General features: G+C 41.1%; 27 protein-coding genes. 11 read left to right on the forward strand and 16 right to left on the reverse strand.

Annotated elements, in window-relative coordinates:
* Positions 1-173 precede the first annotated feature (173 nt).
* From KK060_RS18260 to KK060_RS18280, 5 genes are all read left to right on the forward strand, one after another.
* Positions 174-488 (forward strand): 2Fe-2S iron-sulfur cluster-binding protein, encoded by a 315-nt coding sequence (locus KK060_RS18260; RefSeq protein WP_254155219.1) that lies wholly within the window; start codon positions 174-176, stop codon positions 486-488.
* 253 nt (positions 489-741) lie between these two features.
* The gene (locus KK060_RS18265; protein ID WP_254155220.1) at positions 742-1,482 is read left to right on the forward strand and encodes a helix-turn-helix domain-containing protein; all 741 of its coding nucleotides are present in this window, start codon (positions 742-744) and stop codon (positions 1,480-1,482) included.
* Positions 1,483-1,537: 55 nt separating this feature from the next.
* A complete protein-coding gene (locus tag KK060_RS18270) occupies positions 1,538-2,482 on the forward strand; it encodes an NAD(P)-dependent alcohol dehydrogenase (RefSeq protein WP_254155221.1) in 945 nt (314 codons plus the stop codon).
* Between the two features lie 137 nt (positions 2,483-2,619).
* On the forward strand, positions 2,620-3,504 hold the full coding sequence (locus KK060_RS18275; RefSeq protein ID WP_254155222.1) for an SDR family oxidoreductase: 885 nt from the start codon (positions 2,620-2,622) through the stop codon (positions 3,502-3,504).
* 6 nt (positions 3,505-3,510) lie between these two features.
* Positions 3,511-4,590 (forward strand): alkene reductase, encoded by a 1,080-nt coding sequence (locus tag KK060_RS18280; protein ID WP_254155223.1) that lies wholly within the window; start codon positions 3,511-3,513, stop codon positions 4,588-4,590.
* Between the two features lie 346 nt (positions 4,591-4,936).
* Here KK060_RS18280 and KK060_RS18285 read toward each other — a convergent pair whose 3' ends face one another.
* Both KK060_RS18285 and KK060_RS18290 read right to left on the reverse strand, forming a co-directional pair.
* Positions 4,937-6,130 (reverse strand): PAS domain-containing sensor histidine kinase, encoded by a 1,194-nt coding sequence (locus tag KK060_RS18285; RefSeq protein WP_254155224.1) that lies wholly within the window; start codon positions 6,128-6,130, stop codon positions 4,937-4,939.
* A 799-nt stretch (positions 6,131-6,929) separates the two neighbouring features.
* Complete coding sequence (locus tag KK060_RS18290; RefSeq protein ID WP_254155225.1) at positions 6,930-7,790, reverse strand: SDR family oxidoreductase; 861 nt, start codon at positions 7,788-7,790, stop codon at positions 6,930-6,932.
* A gap of 154 nt (positions 7,791-7,944) precedes the next feature.
* Between KK060_RS18290 and KK060_RS18295 the strand changes: the two genes are divergently transcribed.
* Positions 7,945-8,298 (forward strand): winged helix-turn-helix transcriptional regulator, encoded by a 354-nt coding sequence (locus tag KK060_RS18295; protein WP_254155226.1) that lies wholly within the window; start codon positions 7,945-7,947, stop codon positions 8,296-8,298.
* 898 nt (positions 8,299-9,196) lie between these two features.
* Here the strand turns inward: KK060_RS18295 and KK060_RS18300 are convergent.
* The 13 genes from KK060_RS18300 to KK060_RS18360 all read right to left on the reverse strand — a co-directional run bounded on the left by KK060_RS18300 (position 9,197) and on the right by KK060_RS18360 (position 21,297).
* Positions 9,197-10,099 (reverse strand): hypothetical protein, encoded by a 903-nt coding sequence (locus KK060_RS18300; RefSeq protein ID WP_254155227.1) that lies wholly within the window; start codon positions 10,097-10,099, stop codon positions 9,197-9,199.
* A 2-nt stretch (positions 10,100-10,101) separates the two neighbouring features.
* Complete coding sequence (locus KK060_RS18305; protein WP_254155228.1) at positions 10,102-10,698, reverse strand: TauD/TfdA family dioxygenase; 597 nt, start codon at positions 10,696-10,698, stop codon at positions 10,102-10,104.
* A gap of 12 nt (positions 10,699-10,710) precedes the next feature.
* Positions 10,711-11,427 (reverse strand): hypothetical protein, encoded by a 717-nt coding sequence (locus KK060_RS18310; RefSeq protein ID WP_254155229.1) that lies wholly within the window; start codon positions 11,425-11,427, stop codon positions 10,711-10,713.
* Positions 11,428-11,442: 15 nt separating this feature from the next.
* Complete coding sequence (locus tag KK060_RS18315; RefSeq protein WP_302180117.1) at positions 11,443-12,285, reverse strand: GIY-YIG nuclease family protein; 843 nt, start codon at positions 12,283-12,285, stop codon at positions 11,443-11,445.
* A gap of 10 nt (positions 12,286-12,295) precedes the next feature.
* The gene (locus KK060_RS18320) at positions 12,296-13,051 is read right to left on the reverse strand and encodes a metallophosphoesterase (RefSeq protein ID WP_254155231.1); all 756 of its coding nucleotides are present in this window, start codon (positions 13,049-13,051) and stop codon (positions 12,296-12,298) included.
* Complete coding sequence (locus KK060_RS18325) at positions 13,048-14,025, reverse strand: nucleotidyl transferase AbiEii/AbiGii toxin family protein (RefSeq protein ID WP_254155232.1); 978 nt, start codon at positions 14,023-14,025, stop codon at positions 13,048-13,050. The genes KK060_RS18320 and KK060_RS18325 overlap by 4 nt, the downstream gene beginning before the upstream one ends.
* Positions 14,022-14,828: a DUF6088 family protein gene (locus KK060_RS18330; protein WP_254155233.1), complete on the reverse strand. Its 807-nt coding sequence runs from the start codon at positions 14,826-14,828 to the stop codon at positions 14,022-14,024. Before KK060_RS18330 ends, KK060_RS18325 begins: the two co-directional genes overlap by 4 nt.
* A 209-nt stretch (positions 14,829-15,037) precedes the next feature.
* Positions 15,038-18,178 carry a DEAD/DEAH box helicase gene (locus tag KK060_RS18335; protein WP_254155234.1) on the reverse strand — a complete coding sequence of 1,047 codons (3,141 nt, stop codon included), beginning with the start codon at positions 18,176-18,178 and terminating at the stop codon, positions 15,038-15,040.
* Positions 18,156-18,560 carry a (deoxy)nucleoside triphosphate pyrophosphohydrolase gene (locus KK060_RS18340; protein ID WP_254155235.1) on the reverse strand — a complete coding sequence of 135 codons (405 nt, stop codon included), beginning with the start codon at positions 18,558-18,560 and terminating at the stop codon, positions 18,156-18,158. Before KK060_RS18340 ends, KK060_RS18335 begins: the two co-directional genes overlap by 23 nt.
* 167 nt (positions 18,561-18,727) lie before the next feature.
* A complete protein-coding gene (locus KK060_RS18345; RefSeq protein WP_254155236.1) occupies positions 18,728-19,888 on the reverse strand; it encodes a relaxase/mobilization nuclease domain-containing protein in 1,161 nt (386 codons plus the stop codon).
* A complete protein-coding gene (locus KK060_RS18350; RefSeq protein ID WP_367397505.1) occupies positions 19,869-20,294 on the reverse strand; it encodes a plasmid mobilization protein in 426 nt (141 codons plus the stop codon). Before KK060_RS18350 ends, KK060_RS18345 begins: the two co-directional genes overlap by 20 nt.
* A 405-nt stretch (positions 20,295-20,699) precedes the next feature.
* Positions 20,700-21,017 (reverse strand): hypothetical protein, encoded by a 318-nt coding sequence (locus tag KK060_RS18355; RefSeq protein ID WP_254155238.1) that lies wholly within the window; start codon positions 21,015-21,017, stop codon positions 20,700-20,702.
* Positions 21,001-21,297, reverse strand: coding sequence for a helix-turn-helix domain-containing protein (locus tag KK060_RS18360; RefSeq protein ID WP_254155239.1), 297 nt, complete (start codon positions 21,295-21,297; stop codon positions 21,001-21,003). The genes KK060_RS18355 and KK060_RS18360 overlap by 17 nt, the downstream gene beginning before the upstream one ends.
* 471 nt (positions 21,298-21,768) lie before the next feature.
* On the opposite strand from KK060_RS18360, the gene KK060_RS18365 reads away from it, so the two are divergent.
* The 3 genes from KK060_RS18365 (at position 21,769) to KK060_RS18375 (ending at position 23,565) form a co-directional block, all read left to right on the forward strand.
* Entirely contained in the window at positions 21,769-22,515 is a 747-nt protein-coding gene (locus KK060_RS18365; protein WP_254155240.1) for a metallophosphoesterase, read from the forward strand.
* Positions 22,516-22,540: 25 nt separating this feature from the next.
* Positions 22,541-23,038, forward strand: a complete 498-nt coding sequence (locus KK060_RS18370; protein ID WP_254155241.1) for a hypothetical protein — start codon at positions 22,541-22,543, stop codon at positions 23,036-23,038.
* A gap of 80 nt (positions 23,039-23,118) precedes the next feature.
* Positions 23,119-23,565: a hypothetical protein gene (locus tag KK060_RS18375; protein ID WP_254155242.1), complete on the forward strand. Its 447-nt coding sequence runs from the start codon at positions 23,119-23,121 to the stop codon at positions 23,563-23,565.
* 3 nt (positions 23,566-23,568) lie between these two features.
* Here the strand turns inward: KK060_RS18375 and KK060_RS18380 are convergent, their stop codons facing one another.
* Complete coding sequence (locus tag KK060_RS18380; protein WP_254155243.1) at positions 23,569-24,279, reverse strand: protein NO VEIN domain-containing protein; 711 nt, start codon at positions 24,277-24,279, stop codon at positions 23,569-23,571.
* A 330-nt stretch (positions 24,280-24,609) separates the two neighbouring features.
* Here KK060_RS18380 and KK060_RS18385 point away from each other — a divergent pair, with 330 nt between their 5' ends.
* A complete protein-coding gene (locus KK060_RS18385) occupies positions 24,610-25,557 on the forward strand; it encodes a hypothetical protein (protein ID WP_254155244.1) in 948 nt (315 codons plus the stop codon).
* Positions 25,558-25,579: 22 nt separating this feature from the next.
* On the forward strand, positions 25,580-26,338 hold the full coding sequence (locus KK060_RS18390) for a Hachiman antiphage defense system protein HamA (protein ID WP_254155245.1): 759 nt from the start codon (positions 25,580-25,582) through the stop codon (positions 26,336-26,338).
* The last annotated feature ends 2 nt before the right edge of the window (positions 26,339-26,340 follow it).

Here is a 26,340-nt window from a genome sequence, read left to right on the forward strand (position 1 = left end):
CGGCATCGTCATATGTGTATATTAGACAGAAATATCCTGGAAAATTAAAGCTGATACTTTCAGGGTTTCATGAAGCTGCCCTGATGGCACAAAGTGCTTTCAAATTTGTTTATCCTAACCAGAAACTCAGCTTCAAATACACGACAGTAAACGGAGTTAATGCATTTTAAGCTATGGTGAAATTTCACGTTAAGGAAGAAGACGGAACGCTACGGGAAATCGAAGTGCCTACAGACATGAATTTGAATTTGATGGAAGTGCTGAAGGCATCTGATTACGACATTGAAGCAGCATGCGGAGGCATGGCTTTATGCGCAACGTGTCATATTGAAGTGCTGGAGGGTGCGGAAAAACTTAATGGCAAGACAGATGCAGAACTTGACATGTTAGATACCCTGCCTGTAGTATTAGAGAATAGCAGATTGGCCTGCCAGATTAAAATTTCGGAGTCGTTGCAGGATGTAGTGCTGCGTTTGAACAACCGGTGAATATTTCCAACGATTACTGAAGGCTTAGTACATTTGTGTTAAAGCACGACTCCAATACTTATAATTAAAAGCCTTATTACGATTATTAATTGCTTAGCAAAGGCTTTACCACTGTAATGGCATAAAAGGAAAGTTTATTCAGGATATCAATTCATTTTGTTAAACTTTCTTTTTTGTTTGTGTAAATGCATCAGGCGTTGTTGTGAATTCCTGTAATTGTCAATATTTTGACACAGCTTTGCAGCACTCACACATGAAAAAAACATCAATAAGCAATCCATTTATTCTTGCGCTCACGGCTCACAACCTTACCGTTGAGATTCACCAACATTCGGCGTATCAAATTGTCGTGTCAAACGATGCTCCATTCAATTCCACCATCAATGGGCAAGAATGCAAAGGCATCTATGGCTTTTTAATTAAACCGCAGGTTAGTCACATGTGCTTTGCTGAAAAAGGGACATTAAGTGTGCTAAATATTGAACCGTACTCCATGGTTGGTTTAGAACTTGCCGAACGTTTCGATACTGATCAGGATTTTGTTGTTTTTAATGGCAGAGACGAGATACATCAATTCTTTAACATCCCACCAAATGAGTTTGATATCCAAACAATCATAAACGCATTGCTTTCAAAGCTATCACCTGTGCAGTACGATGAGAGAGTAACTAAAATGGTTGACTACATCAGAACCAATTTCTTCGAAAGAGATATTAACCCACAAACTTTTGCAGACTTGGTTTTTCTTTCTCCCTCGCGCTTGGCTTCATTGTTTAAAGAACAGACCGGTAGCAGTTTGTCTAAATATTTGTTATGGACCAGGCTGCGCCAGGCTATTTATGTTACACTTTCTGAAAAGGAAAAAGCCCTTACCGATATCGCGTACGACACCGGATTTTATGACCTGCCCCAATTAAATAAATACATGCACGAAATGTTTGGTATGCCGCCCATTGCATTAAAACAGAATAGTGATCTGATACAAGTCCATTAGCTTCGAGCCGCCCATCTTTGTAGCGTAATTCATCGGAAAACTAAAAATTAAAAAAATGAAAACAATCGCTTACAAAGAATTTGGCAGCACTACTGTATTGCAAACAATAGAAGAACCGAAGCCTACCATTCAGGACAACCAGGTTTTGGTTAAAGTAAAAGCAGTTTCAATTAATCCTTTGGATTGGAAAATCAGAAAAGGTGAAATGAAACTCATGTCTGGTTCCAAATTTCCTAAACACACGGGAACTGATTTTTCAGGTATCATTGAAGAAACCGGTTCATCAGTAACTACCCTTAAAAAAGGAGATGAGGTTTTTGGAGTAGTAAAGAACAACATGAAGGAGGGGGCATTAGGCGAATACGTAGCTGTATCAGCCTCCTTGGTTTGGAAAAAGCCAGCGGATATCAATTTCCATCAAGCAGCATCCATTCCTACCGTTGGCGTTGCCGCTGTTATGGCAATACAAAAGATGGGCACAATCACGCCCAATACCAGGATATTGATTAATGGCGCAGCAGGTGGACTTGGTATGTTTCTCTTGCAGCTTTTAAAACTTAAGGGCGGAAATATCACGGCAGTTACCGGTACAAACGCAATCAATTCTGCCAAATCATGGGGAGCAAATTCGGTAGTTGATTACAAAACAGAAGATGTACTTACTAAGGGAACCACCTATGATGTTGTAATTGATCTGTCCGGAACAATGGGTTATAAGAACGCCAGAAAGATCATGAAGTCCAATTCTGTGTTTATAAATCCTATTCCCGGCCCAATTGACATCCTGACAAATCCTATTAAAAACCTATTCAGAAGTAAAAAGCATATTGTTCTTCTTAGTGCTCCTTCAGAACGGTACATTAATGAACTACTACATGCGATTGACAACGGGTTGCAGATTGAAGTAAGCAAGGTATTTCCATTCACTCAAAGTAAGGAAGCTTATGAATATGCTGAAAAAGGAGGCATCGTTGGCAAAGTAGTTATAGCGGTTAACTAAGTATATGCACACCCATTGTTGGCTATTCAGACAATAATCGAGAGGAAAGTAAGAATAGTGATCTGATACAACTTTTGCCATTTCCTGTGAGCCAACTTTACATCGTAAAGAAAATAATAACATAAATTTTTAAACATATGATTTTAGTAACAGGAGCAAACGGGCACCTCGGGAGCGCTATTATCAATTCGCTCTTAAAGAAAGGTGTAAGCGCAAACAATATTATTGGTTTAGTGAGAGAGGAGGCAAAGGCACAGGATTTAAAAGCCAAAGGAATTGAACTAAGAGTAGGGGATTACGATTGGTACACCACATTGGTTAAAGCGTTTCAAGGAGTAGAGAAATTAATCCTGGTATCGGGAAGGGATCTTACTACGCGAGTTGAACAACACAATAATGTTATCACAGCGGCAAAAGAAGTGGGAGTGAAACATTTGTTGTACACCAGTTTCTTTGAAGGAAATGACTCCAGGAATTCTCCCTTCGATTTTGTCTCTTCATCTCTGAAGGCCACTGATGCCGCCATAAAGGAAAGTGGTATTGCCTACACGCTTTTCAAGAACAACTTGTATACAGAACTGCTCCCCATCATGTTTGGTCAGAACGTGTTGAAAGGTGGCATCTATCTGCCAGCAGGTGAAGGTAAGGCGGCGTATATCACACGTCCTGACATTGCCGAAGCAATCGCTCAGGTAGCAACCCAGGAAGGACATTTGAATAAGCAATACAATATCAGCAATACAGAAAATGTATCACTTGCTGAGGTTGCAGCCATCTTAAGTGAAATGGAAGGAACAGAGATTAAGTATGCCTCTCCTTCCAAAGCAGACTATATAACCACAATGGAGAAGAATGGCCTGTCCCTTCAGCCCGTGAAAATATTCGCGGGTCTTTCAGAGGCGATCAAGTCAGGAGAATTTCAATCTATTACTACAGACCTGGAAATGCTTTTGGGGAGGAAGCCTACAACCATGAAGCAATTTTTAAAACAAACGTATTTCAAAACAGCAACTATAATCTAAGACATTATGAAACTATTAGAACAAGCCCAATTAGGAAAGCTAAAATTGAAAAACAGCATGGCTATGTCTGCAATGACAAGAAGTCGTGCGGATATTAACGGTGTTGTAGGTGATATGCACGTAAAGTATTACACTCAGCGAATCAGCGCCGGACTCATCTTCACCGAAGCCATCAATATTAGTGAAGGTGCAATAGGTAGTCCGTTAACTCCCGGCATTTTTACGGATGAACAAATTGAAGCGTGGAAGAAAGTTACCCAAGCTGTTCACGATAAGGGGGGAATTATTATCGCCCAGCTTTGGCATACTGGTCGTGTCGGCCACTCTATTGATCGCAAAGGTGTACTGCCGGTCGCGCCATCCGCTGTAGCCATTAGTGGTTCACAGCACTATACATCGCAAGGCATGAAAGATTATGAAACACCACGCGTCCTAACGCTTGAAGAGATTAAACAAATTATAAAAGATTATGGCCAGGCGGCAAAGAATGCAATGAAAGCCGGGTTCGACGGTGTTGAGTTACATTCAGCAAACGGTTATCTGCCTAACCAGTTTTTAGCAGACAACGCAAACAAAAGAACAGACGAATATGGCGGAAGTATCCAAAATAAAGCGCGGTTTGTGCTGGAAGTAATGCAAGCGTTGATCAGTGAGGTAGGAGGAGATAAAGTAGGAATTAAGCTCTCGCCGTTTCATCCATATGGGGATATTTTGTTTGATAATCCGGTGGATACCTACACGTATTTAATCAGAGAGCTTAACAAAATGGATTTTGCCTACGTGGAGTTGATGAAGCGTAGTCCTATGTTCCCCGTACAACACTATCCTCAGGATGATGAAATAGAATTATTCGGCAAGCAAATCAGGCATTCGGTTATAGCCAATTCGGGTTACGACAAAGTATCAGGAGAAGCTGAACTTAAAAAAGGTATTGCTAAGGTTATCTCTTTCGGAACACTGTTTTTGGCCAACCCGGATCTTCCGCAACGATTCGAGAAAGATGCAGCACTGAACACACCAGATAGGGCAACCATGTTTGGAGGAGGAGCGCAAGGATACATCGACTATCCGTTCTTAGGTGCTTAACTCTTCATATTCGAAGCGCAGACTGTTAAAATATTGTGGTTGGTATATGAACAGACATGAATATCAAACGGTATTCATGTCTTACTACTTAGTTGAATCTCAACTTCATATCTGCAATTGAGATGTTCTTTGATTTCCGCGGAATTAAGAGTTATAGATTTTTGTGAGTAACAAATTAGATCCAGAGGGTTTTAAAAATACATGGTTGTACTTACTTGACGTGATTTATTTTGGGGTGGCTGGTAATCAGATATTCTTTTAGCACACCACCATGCTGATCTGAAAGGACTTGTCAGTATCAAGTAATGATTGCAGAATAGGGCACATTAGCTTCAAAGCTTAATACTTACAATGAAGCGGTGCTTTGTTTAATAGGAAGGGTTACGATAAACTTAGCACCCTTATCAACTTCACCAGTTGCTGAAATCTTCCCGTTATGTCTTTCAACAACTTTTTTGCAAAGCGATAGACCTAGGCCAGTGCCGTCAAACATACTTCGATTATTTAGCCGTGTAAACGGCTCAAAAATGGTATTTACATATTTATCGTCGAAACCAATTCCATTGTCGGTGATGGTGATCTCTGCTTCATTATCTTTAAGTTGAGCATCGATCGTTATTTCTGGAGCAACTCCCGGCTTAGTAAATTTAATTGAGTTGTTGATAAGATTATAAAAAAGCTGATGTATTAAGAATTGCGCTCCTTCTATCTTCGGTAACTGGTCATAATGTATTCTTGCCTTGGTCTGTTCTATGTTTACTTCAAGATCCTCCTCAATGTCCTGCATTACCCTATTTAAATCTACTGTTTGCTTTTGTTCTCTTGTGCTGTTTAATGCAGAGTAAGTCAAAACACCTTCAATCATCATACGGAGACGATCGGCCGCATTTTGAATTCTGGTAAGATATGTCCTTTCACTCTCATTTACCCTGTCGGAAAGCGAGTTTGCAAGTCGGGCTACGAATAGCTGAATCTTTCTTACTGGTTCCTTCAAGTCATGACTCGCAACATGGGCAAATTGCTGCAGATCTTCGTTAGAGGTTTGTAACTCCCTCGTCCGCTCATTCACAAGGATCTCGAGATTCGTTGCCATTTCGCGAAACTTGCGTTCACTCTCCCGCAGCGCTTCCTCCGCGTGTTTTTCCTGGCTGATATTACGAACTTCCAGTAACACACCCGTCAATTCATTATTGTTGATTATGGGTTTGGCCGAACATTTGACCGGTATAAACTTATTTTGCTTGGTTATAAAAACATCCTCATGCTCCTTTAGGTTCTGAAGGGAAAAGACTGAATTCCCAATGGGACAATCCTCTATCGGAAAGGGTGATCCATCGGCATGCTTGCAGTGGATATAGTCATGCAAAGGCTTCTCACTCAATTCTTGAAGCTTAAAACCAAAAATCTTTTCTGCTGCCGGATTAACGAAAGTACAAACTCCATTGGCGTCCATTAAAAACAATGCGTTACTGGCATTATCAGTGATCACCCTTGTGATGGTGTTGAAAGAGGCTTCGTTGATTTTAATTACATTATCCATACTGAGAGAGGCTACCAATTGCGCCCATAAGATCGGCAAATTTTAGACAAGGTGAGGGTAAATGGGGACGTTTCTATTAAAATTGTGCTGAATCCACTATCTAACAGGTTGGAACTCTAATCCTGATTATATATGAGTCGTTTTATGGTGAAGAGCAAATTATTCGTTGCCTTTGTCTCCATAAGCGTGCAGTATATTCGGTAAAAATCATTCATTTCCTGCTTCGGATTTATAACATGCTAAGCCATCAGGATTGATGATGCTGATGTAGGCGAAAAGTTGTTATTCCTACTTTGATTTCCGGTTATCAGCTGAGATCTCTTATGAGTATTGAATTAATATATGAACCGGTAATCGATTTGTTGTTTCCTCCAATTGAGTATGAGTCAAAGAGCAAAGCACTTGGAGCTTCGTATCAAGTGCAGTATTAAAATGCCCCAGCCCTTGAAAATTTGGACTCCGAATTAAAAGACGAATGGAACAGTGTCCAATATGTTTTAGCGAGCTTGAAGTACTGGACTGTGTGCCGTGTGACGACTGCGGATGGGATGTACCACAGAGATACAACATCTAAATGCACACTTATCAACTTAGGACATTACAAAGGATTGAGGTTGACGTTGTGCAATTTCTGCGCTGCGGAATCTGGATCATATAAATCAGAATATTTTGGATTTAAAATTTCATCAAGACCTGAAAACAAAAAAGCCTGATGAACTTCATCTGGCTTTGGGTCTTAAGGTTCCAATTGAAACAACTCCTTCACATGCTCTTAAAAAAATCCGTTCCGCAAAATTGCTCAATGATAAATTAACTTCAACGCCTGCTCCAACGTCGAAGGTCTCCTACCTAACAATTGCTCCAGGTCGTTTGACTGAATTTCGTACTGCTTGTTCCTTATATCGCCAGTAAAGCCCGAAATGATCGCTATCATTCTTTCAGGCACACCAAGATTCTTCAATTTGTCTGGGAACGTATTAGGGTCTGCATCCACGAAAGGAATCGTCTTACCAGAAATTTCAGATAGCACCCTTGCGATATCGCTAAAGGAATACAATTCGCGCCCGGTGAGGTGGCATATCCTGTTCTCATTCCCTTTCTGCATCAGGGCGTTGGCAATGCCTTCACCCATTTCGCTACGAAGAGCAAACGCAACCCTACCACTTCCTGCGGGTAGATAGATACCCTGTTCGAAAACATGTTGCCCTACATATATTGGAATAACATCGGTATAAAGGCTGTTCCGGAAAATGTTATACGAAAGGCCACTTCCTTTTATATAGTCCTCTGTTTGGATATGACTTTCAAGGTGGCTATTAACAAGTGAAGCCTGTACGTCCTTGATGGCTACGCTGGTATAGGAGATGTGGTTAGCACCGGCACGCTTCGCAGCATCAATCACATTTCTGTGCTGCTGATACCGGTGATGGTCGACCGTCGAGATTAACAGCACTTTTTCGATGCCTTCCATAGCCCGATCAACCGACGCTACATCATCGAAGTCGCCGTATTTCATTTCAATTTTGTCGGCGAGGTCTTTGTTTCTGTTTTCTTGCCTTCCGAATCCGACAATATAATTAGGGGACAACATTTGCAACAATCGTTCAATAGTCGCCTTACCAAGATTTCCTGTTGCTCCAGTGATAAGAATTTTGCTCATAGTAATTTATTTTCTTTGGCCTTGTGTGAAGCAAAATTATATGTACTTATGACCATGTCTGCTATTCGTTACCATGGGGTAATCGATTACCATTTGGTAACCTACAGAGTAAGAGGTAGGGGTTGTTATCTTTGTAACTGTTAACTATGATGCGATGAAAAAGAAGGCCAGTTTGTCCGAGGATTGTTTAAGAAATATCAGGGCAATGAAAGACGCCCAGGATTTATTAAGTGGCAAATGGAAAATTGCCATCATCGGTTCGCTTCACTATAATGAAAGGCTCCGCTTTACGGATCTGGGAAGGCATCTGGAGGGTATCGCTCCGAAAGTTTTGTCGAAAGAGCTGAAAGATCTTGAAATGAATCACCTTTTAAAGCGGACCGTCAAGAATACGACGCCTATAACGGTGGAGTATGAGTTAACTCAGCAAGGGAAAAGTTTGAAAAAGGTGGTAGAGGCCATGAGTAATTGGGGTGTTCAGTACCGGAAATCTATAGCAAGTAAATGAGCTTCGTTAAAAAGCGGTTTACACTTAAGGTGATCATCACATCATAGCCTATATCTCCTTGTTGTATCTAAATTAAGATTTTTGCCTATCCTATCCTATCCTATGGATAGTTAGCTTGATCAAAACCTTGAACAGAGTCGAGTAGACAAACAATTTATTGAAACAAAAATTTGTCCGTAAACCGGCTTATATCAAAGCGGGATTCCAAAACGAAGGCTATAGGTTCACTACGGTGTATCCGTGGAGTGCATGGGGAGTAGCCGTAGATTTTGTTCCATAGAAACCCCTTTTTATGGAAAAGTTCTCATGCCAGATAGGGGTCATCTAGAGAAGCATGGGAGAACAATGGGGGAATATGAAACCTTGATAAGACACCATCTGGACAGCATGGGAGAATAATGGGATCATCGATACAACATCGGTAACCCATCTGGACAGCATCGATGCCACTCTACAAGCACACTGAAGCCAGATCGGAGCACCTAATGTCTATTTTTAGGTTCACTACTCCCATCAGCGTCATCGGTCTGTGGTAGTACGTCAATGCGTCTGTCCCGGGCGTTATACCGGGGTGAACGGAAGGGTAGGGCTGTGTGATGGCGTGACGCAATCCCTCCCTATGGAAAACTACCTGCAAGAGAAGCAGAGAACAGCTTCTCATTTTATCGTAGAGCTTTGTTAGTGATCCAACAAGCAACAAAGCTCAGCATTTCTGCTGAGCTTCTCGTGATCCCGCTGGGATACCGTGGGATCACAATCATTGACTTAAACCTATTATGCAGAGTCCTTTCGCATTTCAGACTACTGCCGCTCCCGAATTAGTCACTAAGGAACACAGTGCAAAAATCATCAAACTGTATCAAAGGTAATGATTCCGGTGGAGTCATTCAAGATGGACTTACATGTTACCATAGTCATCAGGATATTCTGGCTGGAAATAATCATGTAAATCAAGATCTTCTCTCTCTGTAAACGATATATTAACTCCTGCAGCAATTAATTCTGGTGTCGGTGATAGCTCCAATGCACATGCCTTGCACACAAGCTTGGTAGCTTTGAATGTAACACTGCAGAAAAGCCCCCCGTCATATTGTGGTTCGCTTGTCTTGCTTCTTATTCCGTACAAGGCAGCATCCGATGAGCAAGCTGGGCAAGTTACCTTTGAGTATCCCCATCTACCATGTGTCGGATCTGTTGCTGCCAATAAGGTTTTCGCCTCTTGTTGCTGCTTAGAAAGTTTTCCGAAAGCTGCTTTTGCAATGCCAATCTTTTCTTTCGCTTTAGAATTGTCGGACTCCTCCTGATCCTTAATCAGCTCGAGTGCATGCTCAGCGTCATCACCAACGATTTCATCAATATCTTTTTTCATGAACTCGCACAGTACTGCAACGGTCTGATAGAATTTGGGTAGCCATTCCGAATTTTTTAAGTTCTCAAATGGCGCTCCACCAGTGTGCAGCTCCTCGTTCCGAAGTCCTGCAAAATATTCAGAGAATTCTCGACAGGCCTTCTTTTGATAATTGTCTACAATTTGTTCCAATCTTATTGTGACTGAGTGGAACGGTATAGATCGCGGAAACCCTTTCTTCAACGGAAACCCTAAAGCAAACAAAATATTTTGACCTTCATTTTGTGGGTCTGCATTTAAGACTGGAGAAACGTAGGAGAGTGCACTTCGGGAAAGTAATTCAAGGCTTAAGGCCGAGTTTAGGGCAAAGTCAGGTGAATCAACGCCCGCATCCTGCGCCTTCGAATAAAAGAGCTTTGCCTTTGCAAAGAGGCTTTCAGATGTCCAAATCATTGTTAGTTAATAAAAATTCTTTTTAAAATTCTGTCCGAGTCAATGACATCAGAATTCCCTCGCGCATGTAACATTCGCCTGTTATCGATAATCACCAACATGTCAGGCTTCCAATGGATGTTAAACGCTTCTTGCTGGCTGATATATTCATTAATTCTGCTCGAAATTTTCGGTTCAATTACAGGTGACATTATTTCTTGGTCCCACCGAATCCATCTATCATGCTTGCTGCCATTAATCAACTTCGTATAAAATGGCTTTGCCCGTTTTTTTATAACGAAAAGATCACTCTTTTGCCCAATGACTTTGGCGAACTCGTCTAGCTTGCTCTCCAAATTTATGATGCGCGTAACCCTCCCTCCTTGGCCTGGATTTAAGCAGTAGAAAGCTAAATATTTTGCTGGCATCGGCCAATAGGCTACATCAGTATGGAACGGGAATTCCCCCATTCCATATTTTGATGTTAATGACATTTTTGCCTTTGAAGGCTTGCCTGGGTATATTATCTCGGCCTCGCCATAGTTATTTTTATCTCTGTGGCCGTATTTAAGTAATAATTGCTCGGCATCGATTTCATCAATATTTTCGTAAATCCACATAGGTGGCCTGGGTTAATTGAATTGCATTTTATCAACTATGTTCATTGGTAGTACAGTGCTGGCTTTTGTTTCAGTATTGAACAAGAAGGTATAGCCATCGGTCTTTCCAACAAAGATGATGCGTGAACCGTCACCGCAATGAAAGGTCTCTTTCTCTGTTACCAATTCGACTTTCTGATCATCACTTATAGTACGCTCAATATCATGCTGTGCAAGCAGAAAGATACCAATGAGTATAGTAATCAATCCGCTCAAGATTGCTAACTCATCTGGCGTTTCAATTTTACCTTCCTCATCCTTGGTCATAAAGGCAGTAGTAAAAAACTGCAAAATGAAAAAGAGTATCGCATATATAATTGCGTAATGATATACAACGATACCTCCAGCTAGAAGACCCGAAAGAATCAACACTGCCAAACAGAAAAATATCAAGTATCCTTTTTTATGAGCATACACAAATCCAATTGTCGCTTCTAGAAAGTGATCCCACGCCATTTTGTTTTTCCATCGAACAAACCCAAAGACGGTAACCGATTGAAAAATCATAAGAGCAACTAGTAAAAGCAGTACATTTATGTCATCGAGAAAAGATGTTATGATTTCTGAAAATGTTAAGTAATCAATGATTCTTATGTTGAAGGCGTTGTAGAAAAGCATCAGTTTCAACACTCCGCAGAAGATCAAAAATGCACCGATTAGAGTTGATGTCTTTATTAATTTGTCTAGCATAGTTGTGTTGTGGTATTACCTGTTAAGAAATTTTATAGTGAAGAAAGCTTTAATCCTCCTATAGAGCGCAGGATGTTTTGCTTGTAGTTTTTCAAAAAGAATCTGATGCAAAATCAAGTTTCCCCATCCAAAATAGTAAAACAGTATCGTCACTTGCTTTGCTTTGTATGCAAGTGAAAACAGATCATTTGGTCCGAAGTATCTGGAGGCTAGATCGATTCCAAACAGAGTAAGCATCGATAGCATTAGCCAACAATTAAAATTCATTTGCTCAGGCCTTCCATTGTAATGAATTACAATCGGAACTAGTACACCCATTGAGAAATAAACCACAGTGACAATATATTTCATTACACCTGTGTAATTCGGATCTGAGTATCCAAAGCCGGCCATATACATGCCAATGAGGAAAATGATAAAAAGATAAAATTTTGAAACTAACCACCGTTCAACCATGTGTCGAAATTCGATACTGTCACCATGTGCTAAGCGTACTTTTGATCTAAATAGCTCATTGTAGGTATTACCAGTCCATATGTTAAGAAGACGCAGGCTTTTATCGGTATGACAGCTTGCTAGAAAGCGGTATACCGTATGGGTTATATAAAACCACTCCCCATCACTTCTAAATGCGCCTAGCATTTTATGCAAATGCTTTTCGAGCCATACATCATCTTCTGATTGAAGTACCATCATTAGATGTCCGTCATCCATGAATCCTGTTCTCAGGTTCACGTAACGTTTCATCACGGACTTACTCCTTCCAATTTTGATCTTTTCTTGGTTAGGAGCTAGAATGAAATATACTCCCGAACTATGCTTGTCGGACTCACTTTTGCAATTGTTTTGTTTGCCCATATCAAAGCTATTAAGTGATTACTTCGGGATTTTTAAAATTCAAATGCTCCCCATACTCCACATACCCCAGCTGATTCGTAGTCAACGTTGTCTTCCCAATCTTAAAATCCGGCACCACTTCATGACTATGTCCAAAGATCCAGTAATCGGCATTTGAAGCCTCGATCAAGTCAAACAACTCTGTTGCAAAGGCTAAGTTGAGTTCGCTGTCTCGGTACTTCTCCGGATAATTGAGGAGAGTCGGCAGATGGTGAGTAACGACAATCGTTTTAAGATTCCTCACCGTGCTCCACTCCTTCACCAGGAACGCCCGGCAATCTTCATGAAGCTGATCATAGTCATCGCCTGATATTTTCTTTCCCTTGTTTTTGATCAAATGAAAGTCGGCCATCGACTTCTTGATCAAATATTCAAAAGTCGGATTGATCTTAGACCATAACGTTGAAAATAAAAGTCGAACTCCGTTGTGTTCAATCACACTGTTATTCAATAGTGACACATTGCTTCTGATCTTCTCATGGAACGTTCCGGTTCTTTCCGTTATGTCTGACCGATAGTATTCATGATTGCCAGGAATCCAATACGTATGCTCAAAGCTGTCAGAAAGAAAATTGAAGAATTCGTTTTCCTTTTCGAGCTCAATAAATGGAATGATATCACCAGCAAGCAAAAGGGTTTCGGCCCCCGGCTTTATTGGATTTGCCTTGAGGTATTTTTTGTTGACTGGGAATTCAAGATGCAGGTCCGAGCAATATTGAAACTTCATTGTTTCGTTTTCTTTGCTGTCTTATCAAATACTTCAAGAAAGCTTTTAATCTCTTTAAACGAACTGACCACAAGCGCAGGCTTCGGAAGCTCACTCCACACCAATTCACCAAGCTCTGATGTATAAGTCGATTCCAGTTCTTTCCAGAACGAATCGAAATCTTTGAAAAGAGGTGAATCCGTCAACGGTTTCTCTAACCAATCTCCCGCGAAAATCCCGTTCGCTGCATCATCCTCCATCACCCATTTAAGAATCTTAAAATTATCCTCGATGAGAATCTTGCCTTTTAGATCGGTTTGATTTAATAGTTGGTGAATGTCATAGATGTGCCTGATCTTACCTTTGACTTTTTCTGTTCCTTCATATGAGAGTCTGACAAGTGATAATAATTTCTCAAAAACCGTTCTTTCTCGTGTAAGTACATTTACCTCGAATGACTCCAATCCAAATTGTTTAACGATCTCATCAAAAGCTTTCGCTGCCAGGAATTGACCAACATACGATTGGATGACTTTGTTTTCATACGGAACCGGCTGAGTAAAGGCGTTAATTTCTAACTGTATGTGATCTTTGATCTGGCCAAAGTTTTGGTCAGTTATGGCTTTGGTATAGTGATAGAATGTCCTCCTGTTTCTGCCTTTCTTCTCTTCGAGTGGATGCTGAAAGTAATCCAACCCTGCACTGACAATTTTTTCGGTCTCCTTTATTTTATTCGTGATTTGGTTTCCTGACATGCCTTCAGTCTTGAGAATTGCCAGGTCAATATCTTCCGAGAAACGGTTTATACAGTCGTGTGCTTTTGAAAGCGATGTTCCTCCTTTGAAAATTACCTCGTCTACAAGTTTTGAAGCGGAAAGGTTTTTCAAGACATGAGTAACCCAATAGTCTTTCTCAATGAAAATGGTCCGCATCTTGAAATGAGCAGCTGCGGATTCAATCGCATCAACGAAATCATTGGATTTGTGGAAAGTCATATCAAGTTCCAGGAAGGTTTATTGGGAAGCAATTCAGTTGAAACTCCCGCTTCAAAAATGGAGAGCCTATTGATAGACTGTTTTAATTTAAGTGCACTTACTTCGGGGAAATATTTCTCTATCAACGCTCCCAACAAAGCACGGGTTCCGGGATTGAATGACAACGCGAGTGCAATCAGTCTTTTCTTTTTCGCTTTTGATAGGTCAGCAATACGTGCCTTCAAAATTTTAAGAGAGTCATCCGGGTTTGAATCGGGAATTGATTTAATATCCCGTAACGCATCCAAAAGCTGAAGCAGCGGAATATCGTCATCTAAAAAGCTGACATTCCTTCTTACATACTTTACATTATAACCTTCGAGCTTTTTCGGCTGCAATGGGTTGGCTGTAGCAATCACCAAGGTATTGGAAACTTGTGATGTGAGACCGAGTTGATTGTAAACCGACAGCCCTGTCAAATATCCGATTCTTTTATTTTGTCTAACGGTTAATGCATCTACGAATGCTGACTCCTTGGGTCTGCTATTGCCAAATTTTGACTGCTGTGGTTTATAGTACTTACCCTTCGAAAGACGGGAAATTATCCCCTTCCTAGTTAATCGGCTTAACGATTGAGCAGCTGTAACAAACTGATCGGAAGCAATCCCAAGCCGAGCGTAGTCAAAAACTGACCCAGCGGGCATATTTTCGACTTTCTTGGAAATCATTTCAGCAATAGATGACATAGTATAGTTCCAACGGTAGTTTCTGCTTATGCTCTTGTCAGTAATAGTAAAGATAGAATATAACAGGAGGTTTATCAAGTTTTATATACGTTAAACTTGACAATAAAGTTCATGAAAATGGTAGTTTTGTAATGCCTACCAGAGCAATAGGTGGTATTCCTAATAGTCGGCATACTGGGAGTTTCTGTTTAATTATTTGATAATCAATAAAACAGCATTTTCATTCCGGCAGGCGGGCGGTTCCCAACTATCGCGCCCGCTTGTGGCAAAATTTCCGACTAACTCACTTATCCCACCGCCATCTTAGCAGACTCCTTCCAGATGTAATGTGGCATTGGTTCATTCAATTCCCATTTGATGCTCATGGGTTTCTCTCCGTAATAATCTATTAAATTCACTTCCCCCAAAAAGACGAAGCCCATTGTATTCTGGAATTCGTCTTCGCTCCGTTCCCTTACGAAAAGGAGAATTTTCTTACCGTTGATTTTGTGGTTGATGTACTCATACCCTTTCCCCTTGTCGGGTCTGGCAGAGTTTTGAGTTTGCCATTCGAAGATCGTTTCGCTGATGGCAAAATCTTTATACAAGTTGGTTGGAGAAAAGTCTACCTCGGATTTGTTAAGAGTCACGAAAAGAATTTCTGCATTCCTTTCTTTAGAGTACGCAACACCCTCACGATAGCTTGGTTTACTCTCTAAAGTATAGAAGCCGAAAGCGGAAAGGATTTGATCCCTCGTATACCGCGCATGAAGTTTTAATGGCTGTGAGAACGGCAATGGAATTGACTTCTCAATGAAGTCGACTTTATCAATAACCAATTCAAGGAATTCAATAATTTCAGCGGTGAGAACTTTATTTCGACCAATTGCCCGAATACTATCTTCTATTGAAGGGAAACCGCTCGCTTCTTGCCAGACATCGTAGTGTAACATTAAACACATCACCTTTTCATCATCATTCAATTCGTTGATGTTAACCTTGAAGTCATTCTTAGCAAGACCATGCACGAATTCGAAATAGGATATTGAATTACAGGAAAGCCATTTCTTTAGAATTGTCCTTGAGATTTCAGTTTCATTTTCCTGTGAGAAATCCTTGACCTGACCTGCAATGGCACACAAACGGCTCCAAGAACCTCTCTTGTAGATCGACTGCAATGATATGTTGTAGAAGGTTGCGAAATTCTTTAGAGTTAAGGGAAGTGAAGTTTGATGCTGATAGTTCCTGATTTTATTAAGGAGTTGATTTTTATTTAATGCTGTAGCACGTCTTATATTATCTATAATGAATTCCTTTGCTTTTCGCTCAAGCACGATGGTGCATCCTAGTGGTAAGTGAGGGAAGTCGTCTTCAATTTCTTTTTGAATATGCGTAGATGTCTTTCCAACAAGTGCTCGAAACTTGCCTTCAAAATCGTACTCAGGTCTCGAGTTTCCTACAAAGTCAAGAACGGTAAGACATTCCTTGCCCTCCGCCAATCTTAATCCTCGTCCAAGTTGTTGTAAAAATACCGTTAAACTTTCCGTAGGTCGAAGGAATAGTATGGTGTCGATTTCTGGTATGTCAACACCTTCATTAAAAATATCGACCACGAATAAGTAATTGATCTCCTTGCTCTGGAATTTCTTTTTTAGCTCCTCACGGAATTCATTTCGTGAACTAGTTAGATAATCGGCATTCAGTCCTGCGATGCGAAACTTCTCGGCCATGTATTGCGCGTGCTCCTGTGTGACGCAAAAACCGAGAGCGCGGACGTCATTGATATCACGAAGATATTTTTGAAGGTTACTTAGAATTTCTCCGACTCGTTTATCATTCTGTGTGTATACACGGGAAAGTTCAGCAGGCACATACCTTCCATTCTTCCATTGCATGTCTGACAGATCAACGCTATCCGTAATTCCGAAGTATTGGAAAGGGCAAAGTAGCTTCCTGTTTAATGCCTCAGGTAATCTTATTTCGGCTGCGATCGTTCCAGAAAAATCTTTTAAAATATCCGCACCATCCATTCGCTCAGGTGTAGCAGTTAGCCCGAGTAGTATTTGAGGAGAAAAACGATTGATGATCGGCCTGTAGCTTTCGGCCGCAATGTGATGTACCTCATCAATGATGATAAAATCAAAAAAGCCCTCACTAAGATTGATTTCATCCAAGCGATTATTTAACGTCTGAACGGATGCGAACAAACAATCATACTTTTCTGGTTCAATGCCATCAACCCATAGTTCACCAAAATTATTATCCCTGAGAATTCCTTGGAAAGTTGCTAGAGCTTGCTGTAGAATCTCTTTTCTGTGAGCTACAAACAACAGGCTAGAGTTGGGGTGCTGAGTTCGAAACCTCTTGAAATCAAATGCTGAAATCACTGTCTTTCCAGTGCCTGTTGCCGCGACTATGAGATTCCGCATACGTTTGTGGAGTAAACGTTCTGATTCAAGTCTCTCCAGAATTTCCTCTTGATAGGGAAATGGTTTAATATCAAAGTAACTACTAGGTTGTGTTCTATCCTTTAATGTTGCTCCTCGAAGTGCTGTTCTGAGTTTTTCAGTATGAGTCCCTTTTACGAATAACTCAAATTCTTTATCGTTCCAGTATGTTTCGAAAGTCTTTTGAAACTTATCTATGATATGACTGATCTCCCTTGTAGTTATTTTCAAGTTCCACTCCAGACCACTAGTCAGAGCTGATCGAGAAATGTTAGAAGAACCAATGTATCCGGTATGAAAACCGGTGTTCCGGTAAAATAAGTATGCCTTTGCGTGGAGTCGTTCGTTTTCAGTATTGTAGGATATTTTGACTTGCGTGTTGGACAGGCTCGATAAATATTCAACTGCCTTTAAGTCCGTTGCACCCATGTAAGAGGTCGTGATTACTTGAAGTTGACCGCCATTACTGGTAAACTCAGAAAGTTCCTTTTCAAAAATTCGTATACCGGTCCATTTAATAAATGAGACAAGAAAGCAAATTTTGTTTGATGAAAGGATTTCCTTTTTAAGTTCACTTTCGAGCGAAATGCCCGCGTTGTTCCCTGTGAAAAGTTCGCTTTGCGATAGCCTGGTATATGGTGTGATTGATTTTAGATGTTGTTCTAAATCCGAAAACCTCGAATCTAGTTTTGAAAATATACCAGAAAGTAATTTCGCTTCCGTTTCAATGAGGTCCTCATTGAAATCCTCTTCTTGTAACTCTGATTGTAGTAGATGAATGATTTTGTTTGAAAGTTCGATTTGTTTATCGATACTATCTTCACCGGTGATCAGTCCAAGTGCGAGATTAACGACACGTATAAGGTATTGCGATAGAAGGGTTGTGGCTTCCTCTTTATCAATGGGCCGTTCTTTAATAAAAAACTTATCCTTTTCCAGTTGTTTTAACCTGGAGGATAAGAGTTTATTGATTAGCTGCTCATAAAGTCCTTCCGACAGCATACTTTGAGTTCATGAATTGTTCAAGCACAGGAATGTCAGCGGGAGCCCAATCTAATGCAAACAGTTCCTTTGGGTGTAACCACTGAAAGGCCCTGTGCTCACGAAGGGTGAGCTGACCAGCTTTCACCCGCGCTACAAACGGGATGAGATTAATAGTGAATGTTGGATATTCAAATCGGCTATCGGAAAGCCTTTCAAGCAGCTCAACTTCAATATTTAGCTCCTCGATAAGTTCTCTTTTGATACAGCTCTCAGCTGACTCATTGAGATCAACTTTGCCACCAGGGAATTCCCATTTCAGCGGAAGTTTCATAGCCTCACTGCGCTGAGTTACAAGTACTTTCGATCCATCAATGACAATCGCGCAGGTAACGTGAACCATTAAGCTTGAAAGTTGATAGGTTGTTTTTTATGAAAATAGGCAAAACCGTTGGTTAGATATCGTCTAAGGTTATAAAATTTCAAGTCAGATTGCCAAGATTAGTGGTAGATACATAAATTGTGACAAGGTAGTCCGAATTTTTACCGACTATCCTTTTGCAGTCTTGCCTACATCCTCAACCCCCGTCTCTTTTTCTTCTTCCGTTTTTTCTTCATGCAATCATCATCACCAGAAGATTGGTTAGCAGGGCTGAGATCACGCCCACGATTATGGCTGTCGAGTAGCGATGCCAGAGAGATACTTTTTTGGATTTCTGGAACAGCTTTGACGACTCTTCCAGGTTGCGATTCAGATGACTGATTTGCATGTTTATTGATTCCAGCTGCGAACGATGGGCTGAAAATGTAGAGTCTATTAATCTGTGTCGAATCCGGTAGCTGTCCATATTTGATATCACTTCCTTGTGCGTTTGCTGGATCTCGGTGAGCATGTTTGTTACCAGCTCGAAGTTTATTGAGTTCGTGTTCGGATCTAATATTTGTCTCGTGAATTCTTTGGCGATCTCTTTCTTGTTCATAATTGATAGTGTTTTTGATGGTTGACCACTTGAACACATTTCCAAGTTTGGAGCCTTGCATGACCATGCCTTGGTAGCTATATGAGATGCCACTCACATAACCGGTCGATGCCTGGTTGAAGAGCACTTTTACACCGCGCTCGTCAAGCTTAGAAATGAACTCATTTGTGCTAAGTTGACTTTTTGATTTCAGAACTTCTTTGATGATGTGTTGCATCGCCATTTTTGCCGATGGTGAATTCGTTCGCTTCATCATTAAGAGTTCGTCCTTGCTCACTGCCCGTTCTTGAGCTTGTTTGCTTGAGACAACCTCAGTGAGACCATACTTCTTTTCAAGTTCCCTTAATACTTTTTCGCAGCGAGCATAATCGTTGCTATCACTGACGACACTGCCATCATAACCGATCCTGTTTACCAGGATATGAAGATGAGGGTGATCAGCATCGTAGTGGCGGAACATCAGATATTGATGCTGATCAAATCCGCTCTTCTCAAGGAAGTCCTGGCCGATTTGCTTCATGAGCTGGTTTGAAAGCTTTTCATGGTAGGGAAAGTTTATCGAAGTGTGATAAAAGTATTTCTGAAGACTAGGCCGCTGGACTTTTACGGCAAGCACCTCCTTCAGGATTGCCTTCTCCTTCAGACTACCGAAAGAATGGTCTAACACTTCGGCTTCTTCCTTAGCGACCTTCTCCATATTATATCGCAACGCTCCCCTGAAGCCTTTGCCCTTAATCAGATTCGCTGTCATTGATCCGGTTTTTGATGGCGACAGTTATTTGAAGCAGATCAACCAGCAGCGGAAGAAATTCCCTCGGCATTACGCCTTGATTAATCTTCTTGACAACCTGATTCAGGTTTGATCCGATGTGACTAAGCTCCCGAAGTGCATCTGATTCAATTGGCAGAATTTTGGCAGCCGGAAATTTCCCGGTGAACACTTTCTTTCGAATCCAGTTCGCTGGTGTCAGGTCGCTGCAAGTTGCGTATCCAGCCACTCTTTGATATTCATCATCTGTAAGTCTGATGTTAACCTGCACTTTTCGTTTGTCTTTCTCATTCACTTGCTTTCTTCCCATATGACATTTTTTAAACGAAGTGTTTGTCTTTTCAAGCAGTTTGAGCGTAGCGAAAACATTGCTTGCTCCTCTCAACAACTCTTATCAAATAGCTGTCTTATTCTGCATCTGAAAATCTATTCTCATTGTCTTTTAAGTTCCTCCTTCACCGTAGATCTTTTAATTATCTCATGGTTGAAGGGGTTAACTAGTCCTCATGCGTGGCGCGTTGATCCCTCTTCTAGAATAGCAAACTCACCGCGGCACTCTATTAATCTTGATGACCTGTTTAACACCCAGCCGACTATGCTGTAACCTTAAAAGGTAGTTGCAAGGTCACCGAGTTTGGTGGTTAAGGTCATTGGCATTTCATCTAAGGTGCTTCCAAGGTCCGAAACTTTGTATTCCAAGAATGTCCGACCTTAATCAAGGACATTGATAACCTCAGTCAAGGTGCGGTCTGACCTCGCTAAGGTTTTGGCTGACCTGGACTTAGCATACGCTTTACCTCCATTTGGTTGAATTTGTATCCCCTCGATCCATCAAGCTTACCGCGCTTCCTTTCATTGGATGATAAGAAGGCAAGTAATGCAAGTAGCCGAATGCCTGAAGCTCGCTGATCACCTTGTGATAGGTAACAATGGACTGTATATGTGCTGCTCTCATCAGTTTCCGCCTTGAGACCTGAAACGTCTCAGAGAACCGACTACCGATCCATGAATCACAAAGTGCGAGGTATACGGAAGTATGAGTGGGCTTCAGACGAACATCTGAAGCCACCCGGTTGATGAAGCAAGAAAGTTGCTCAAGCTGCTTTTCCATAACTCATGCTTTTCTCTTCACCGCCTTCCAACAACTTTAGAATATCCTGGTACTTGTAATACATCAGACCGCCAATCTTTCGGTGCGGCAGAATATTCTTGATCCGTAAATTCTGTAGCGTGCCGTGAGAGATACCGAGCATCTTTCTCACCTCCGAACTTCTCAGCCACTCTTTATTAAATTGTGGCTGCACCGCGCCTGACATCAGCCTTGTCAGATCCTCCAACAACTGCAGTCTGAATTTCTGCAGATCCTCATGTGTGATTATCTCATACGTCATAATTGTATGGTTTTAGTTTTATACAATACTCTTTCAATTCATTTGATGCTGTTCACAACTGGTTACCACGTTACGTTCAATTTCTTTTGCGCTTCTTTCGAATCAATATTCTGACAACGCCAAAAGAAAATCTACACAGTTGGGCCCCACCTGGGGAAGATTTTTTTTATCCAATGATCTGACAAATGCACCTAAATAACTCCAAGCTTGGTCCAAGCTGGGAGCGAAATACTTTAGCAACAATGCCATTGCTGGTGAAGATGAAATCTGTGTGCATAAACAATGAATCGTTATGGCTCAAAACTGCATCATTGATTTGCGGGCATTTCACTACAGCGTCCCAGCTGGGATAGATTTTTCTGAAAGTCATGCTCGAAAGTATGAGCTTGAATCGCGGGCCTCTCACACTATAGCCCGAAGGTGGGATGGATTTATTCAGCGGCTGAAAATTATTACCTTTCAGGTTCGATCATGAAAATACTAGTCATCAGTGATTTACATCAGGAGTTCGGCTTCATGGATCTTTCCTTTGATGGAGTCGATCTGGTTATTCTCGCTGGTGATATAAATCTTGGTACCAAAGGAATTGAGTGGATCAAGGCAACGATCACTGACATTCCGGTAATCTACGTTCTTGGGAATCATGAATATTATAAAGGAAGTTACCCGAAGACGTTAAACGCTATTAGGAACTCAGGCTCTGAGACAAATGTCCACGTTTTGGAAAATAAAGCCGTTACTATTAATGACGTCACTTTCCATGGCGCAACCCTATGGACCGATTTTGCTTTGATGGGTGACTCGAGGATTAACGGGAGTATTTGCCAGGGCAAGATGAATGATTACAAGATGATCAGGAGAGATCCCTCGTATTCCAAATTGCGTTCGATCGATACTTATGTGATTCATCAGCAATCGTTGAAGTGGCTTCAATCGAGTTTGGAATCGTCAACGACTACGAAGAACATCGTTGTAACTCATCACGCTCCTAGTCCGAAATCAATACCGGAGCAATTTAAAGATGATATCCTTTCGTCTGCTTATGCATCGAACCTTGAGCAGATGATTCTGTTACATCAACCTCAATACTGGGTTCATGGTCACATCCATACTCCCATAAAGTATGAGGTTGGTGACACGAAAGTCATTTGTAATCCACATGGTTATATGAATGAGCCTTATAACGGGTTCGAAAAGAATTTGATTCTAAATATTTAAGGATTTTGCTTCCAGTAGGTCTCTCATGAATTCACTCTTCAATTTTACGAATAAGTATCGTAGCGATCTTGGGCGAGAAGAAGTCATCGCTCGTATTAACGATTTGCTCAAGAGTAATTCCAAGTTCTTGTTCTTCAGCACCCATCAATATTTCGGATCAGTTTCTGGAAATGAATTTACACTCACTCGTCAAAAGTTTGATTGGTGGGGAATGATGAGTAGTAGACTCAAGGGCACGGTATTCAACCAAGACGGCACGATTCTTCATACGCAAATTACCATTCCTTGGGTCATCGTTACAATCTTCCTATTTGTAACGGTCACCGCGCTTTTTGCCATTCTGGAAGCAGATGAGATGACCGTTAATGGCGAAATAAGACAAGCTGATTTCTCGTTGAAGGCAATGATGGTCTTACTTGTATTTGTATTTCCAGCCTGTATGATCTTTGCCATCGCTATTCTGCCGGCCAAGTTGACTGAGCGTAAGATCGTCAAACTGCTGAACCTGCGAAGAACTACGTAACTTTCATCTTGCATCGTTGACCCGTGATTCAGTATGACTGCTAGTCTATAAGTAAATTCAAAAAATCACTAGTTTAGAAGATGCGTTACTTTATCATCCTATTTTTCCATTTGATAATACTTAAAACAACCGCTCAGGATGTTGATACTGTATCGTTTGAGGACGAAGTTGAGCCCGGTGTCTATTTTAGCACACAAGCTGAGCCTGTCGGTGGTTACAAGCAATTACTAGAATTTTTTGAGCGGAAGATAAGTGATGGGGATACCATCGGGAAGAAAAATTCAATACCACTTGAAGCGATCAGGTTTCATGTTAACGAACATGGCGGTGTTGATACTGCTTACGTTAGTATTCCTCATTTCGCTTGTCCCATCCACCGAATAATTGCTGAGGAACTACGCAAAACACATTGGGTGCCCGCGACAGTGAGGGGCAAACCTGCGCCATTCGTATCTAGTCTATCGGGCGCAATCCGCCTAACGAGAACTGTCCAGAAAAAGTATCGATGCAGGTGGAGCGGTAGTTAGGAGTCAGAAGGAACCTTTGAACTGAGTCGGTTTCATGTTACAAAACTCATCATACGCGCCATTGGCAATAAAAAGTTTCGGCTCTGCTTTTAGATTGAATACGCGATATAAGAAGAAACTAGATCTTTGCCGTTTAGAAAAGTCATACTCAAACGCTGAAAAATAAAAGGGAGCTTCCTTTGTTAGCTTTTTAGACTTCACTTCAATGTATCGATCAGTTCCGTTAGTATTCTTGGAAAGAATATCAAAACCAAGTCCATCGCCCTGAGTTTGTGAAACCCATTCAATTTTATCAGCCAAGCTTTCTTTGCCAGCGTGAACAAGGCGCCAGCGCTCATACTCGAGAGCAATGCTTTCACCAGTCTGACCGACACTTTTGTTCGCTTGCTCCAATTCGATGTAGTTTACTTTAACTGGACTTCTATATACCATTTCGGGTTCTTGCAACAATGCTTCCGCCTTTGGCATCTCTTCTAACATTTTTTCGAAGACCAAACCTTTGGGTGTAGGCGCAGATTCAGCGAACAGTTGGAAAGTTTTTTCTGCTTCAGGCTTTTTCCGAATATAAGAGAACACAACTTCTTCAAGCAATTGCTTCTGATAGTTATATGCTGGCAAGTATCCTCGGACATAGGGTTGGCCGATCTTCGCAAGTACAGCACTAATATCCCTATTCTTGAATTCTATAGAACCTTCTGATCGGTTCTTGAGCAAGGGTAGTATTCGTCTTCAGATTGCGGATTTGTTGAAGGCAACACCAGACTGTTCCTTCGATAACATCTCGAAGTATTCGGAGACAATGAGCTCAACTTCCTCTCGTGTCCAGTCTTCAGGCATGGGTGTTACGCTACTGCAACTTACAAAATCTGCTGCGTGAACCAGGATGGTAGGACGGGATATTGCCGCTTACTTAAATTTTTATTATTTTAGCTAAGATTCCTTGCCCCACCTGATCCACTCGATCGCCAGCCCACTAGGAATCGCAAAATCTTGGAGAACCTATCGGTCCTTCCGCTACGTTTGTGGTTTTAATCTTTAATGTCTATGACTTCAATCAAACTGACTACTGTAGCACTATGTGCTAGTGCAATGATGATGCTTTCATCTTGTCAAAGTGCCTTACTTGACAATGTGCAGGGAGTTTATGTAGCTGATAAGCAATTTTTGAGAAAGTCGCTTGAGTCAACAATGGAAACAAACAACAGGCTTGCGTCTGCACTTTTCAATAGAGTGATTGAAAATGCGATAATCGAATTCAAAATAAAAGCGGACTCAATCGAAGGTTTGATATTCATCGCGGGGCAAAGCACCCTAATAAAATCGAAAATTAAGATTCAAAATGACAGTCTCGTTATAAAGTCAGATAAGTTGGATGCCTATATCATTCATACCGACACAGCTTTGTTCTTCAAAAGTAAGAGTTCCGCTTTTTCCATAAAGATGATTAAGAGCAGTGCTACTAATCTGTCACCTGAAACGAACGAGGCATTATCCGCCTTGCGAATACAGAATAAACAACAGGAGCAATTTGAATCTAACTTGGGCAGATGGCAAATCGGTCGTCTTGTCGATGAGTTTGGAGACGCAACAGGGGAGTCATATGTATATTCGGTGGTTCGAGGGAGCCATGAAAACTCAGCGGTTACGAATTCAGATGTGTATGTTAAAAGCTTCATTCAAGGAGAGAGCCTTTATTTCGAGGTTTTCAACACCTCCATGAGCATGAAAGAAACTTTTCCTGATAGCGAGTTTGGGACGATAAAAATTAAATTCCCGAATGGGGATGTGAAATCCGAGCGAGTTTTTTTCTATCAAAACTCCGTAAGTGAAGCGCCAGACAGTGGACCACCGCTAATATATACGCACCTTAAAAAAGGTGGCGAAGGTTTAAAAATACTCATTGATTTAAGCACAGTAAGTAGATATCAAAAGGATAAATATCAGTTTTCAATTGGTGCAGTTAACCTCGCTGAAGCCTTATCCGGCATTTAAATAAACGCCAACCTTTTGTTTGATGTCATTCAATTTTTTATCTAAAAACTTAGGCAGCGGTAATACTCTTTACATTATTGATATAGAGACCATTGATGAACCACTTAAGATTTGCCTAGATAATTGGTTTGTTAAGGTATGTGAGGGAAATCGTGGCATTGAACTATCGACAGTCAAGACTAGAGTAGCCAATTTCCTTGGGACAAAAGCGGGAAGCACGACCGAAATGGGTGCGGTAGCCGAATTCTTATTACATGTTTTTCTCAATGAACAAGGGTATCAGCCGCAATTTCTATATACCAACCTTGAAGAAAACTCAATTAAAAAAGGCTTTGATGGCTATTATCTTTTTGCCTCACAAGAATGGATACTAGAAAGTAAATCCGGAAGTATTGGCACAGCTGGGATATCCCACGCAAAAAAAGTGAAGGAATCTTACGATGACTTAAAGAGTAAATTGGCAGGGGAAGGGCCAAACAATCCATGGGAGAACGCTTACAAGCATGCTTCGCAGCTTGATGTCAATGCTAATCCGAACGTAAGGAAAAACATAGACGCACTATCGCAGCGATATACAAAAGGAGTGTTTCAACAAATTAAGGAAACTAACATTATTCCTGGAGCTACTATCTTCTTGAACGGGACCTGGAAACCGACAGATTCTGCGGAGCTTGAAAAGGAGGTATTACAGATCATCGAAAAACTGGAGTTCAAAAAAATGGTTGTGGTGTGTGTAACAAAATCAACTCTAAAACTTTTCTTGGATTACCTAAAGGCGTAACA

It is taken from the genome of Chryseosolibacter indicum (genome assembly GCF_018598585.1).
Taxonomy (GTDB): Bacteria; Bacteroidota; Bacteroidia; order Cytophagales; family Cyclobacteriaceae; genus Chryseosolibacter; species Chryseosolibacter indicus.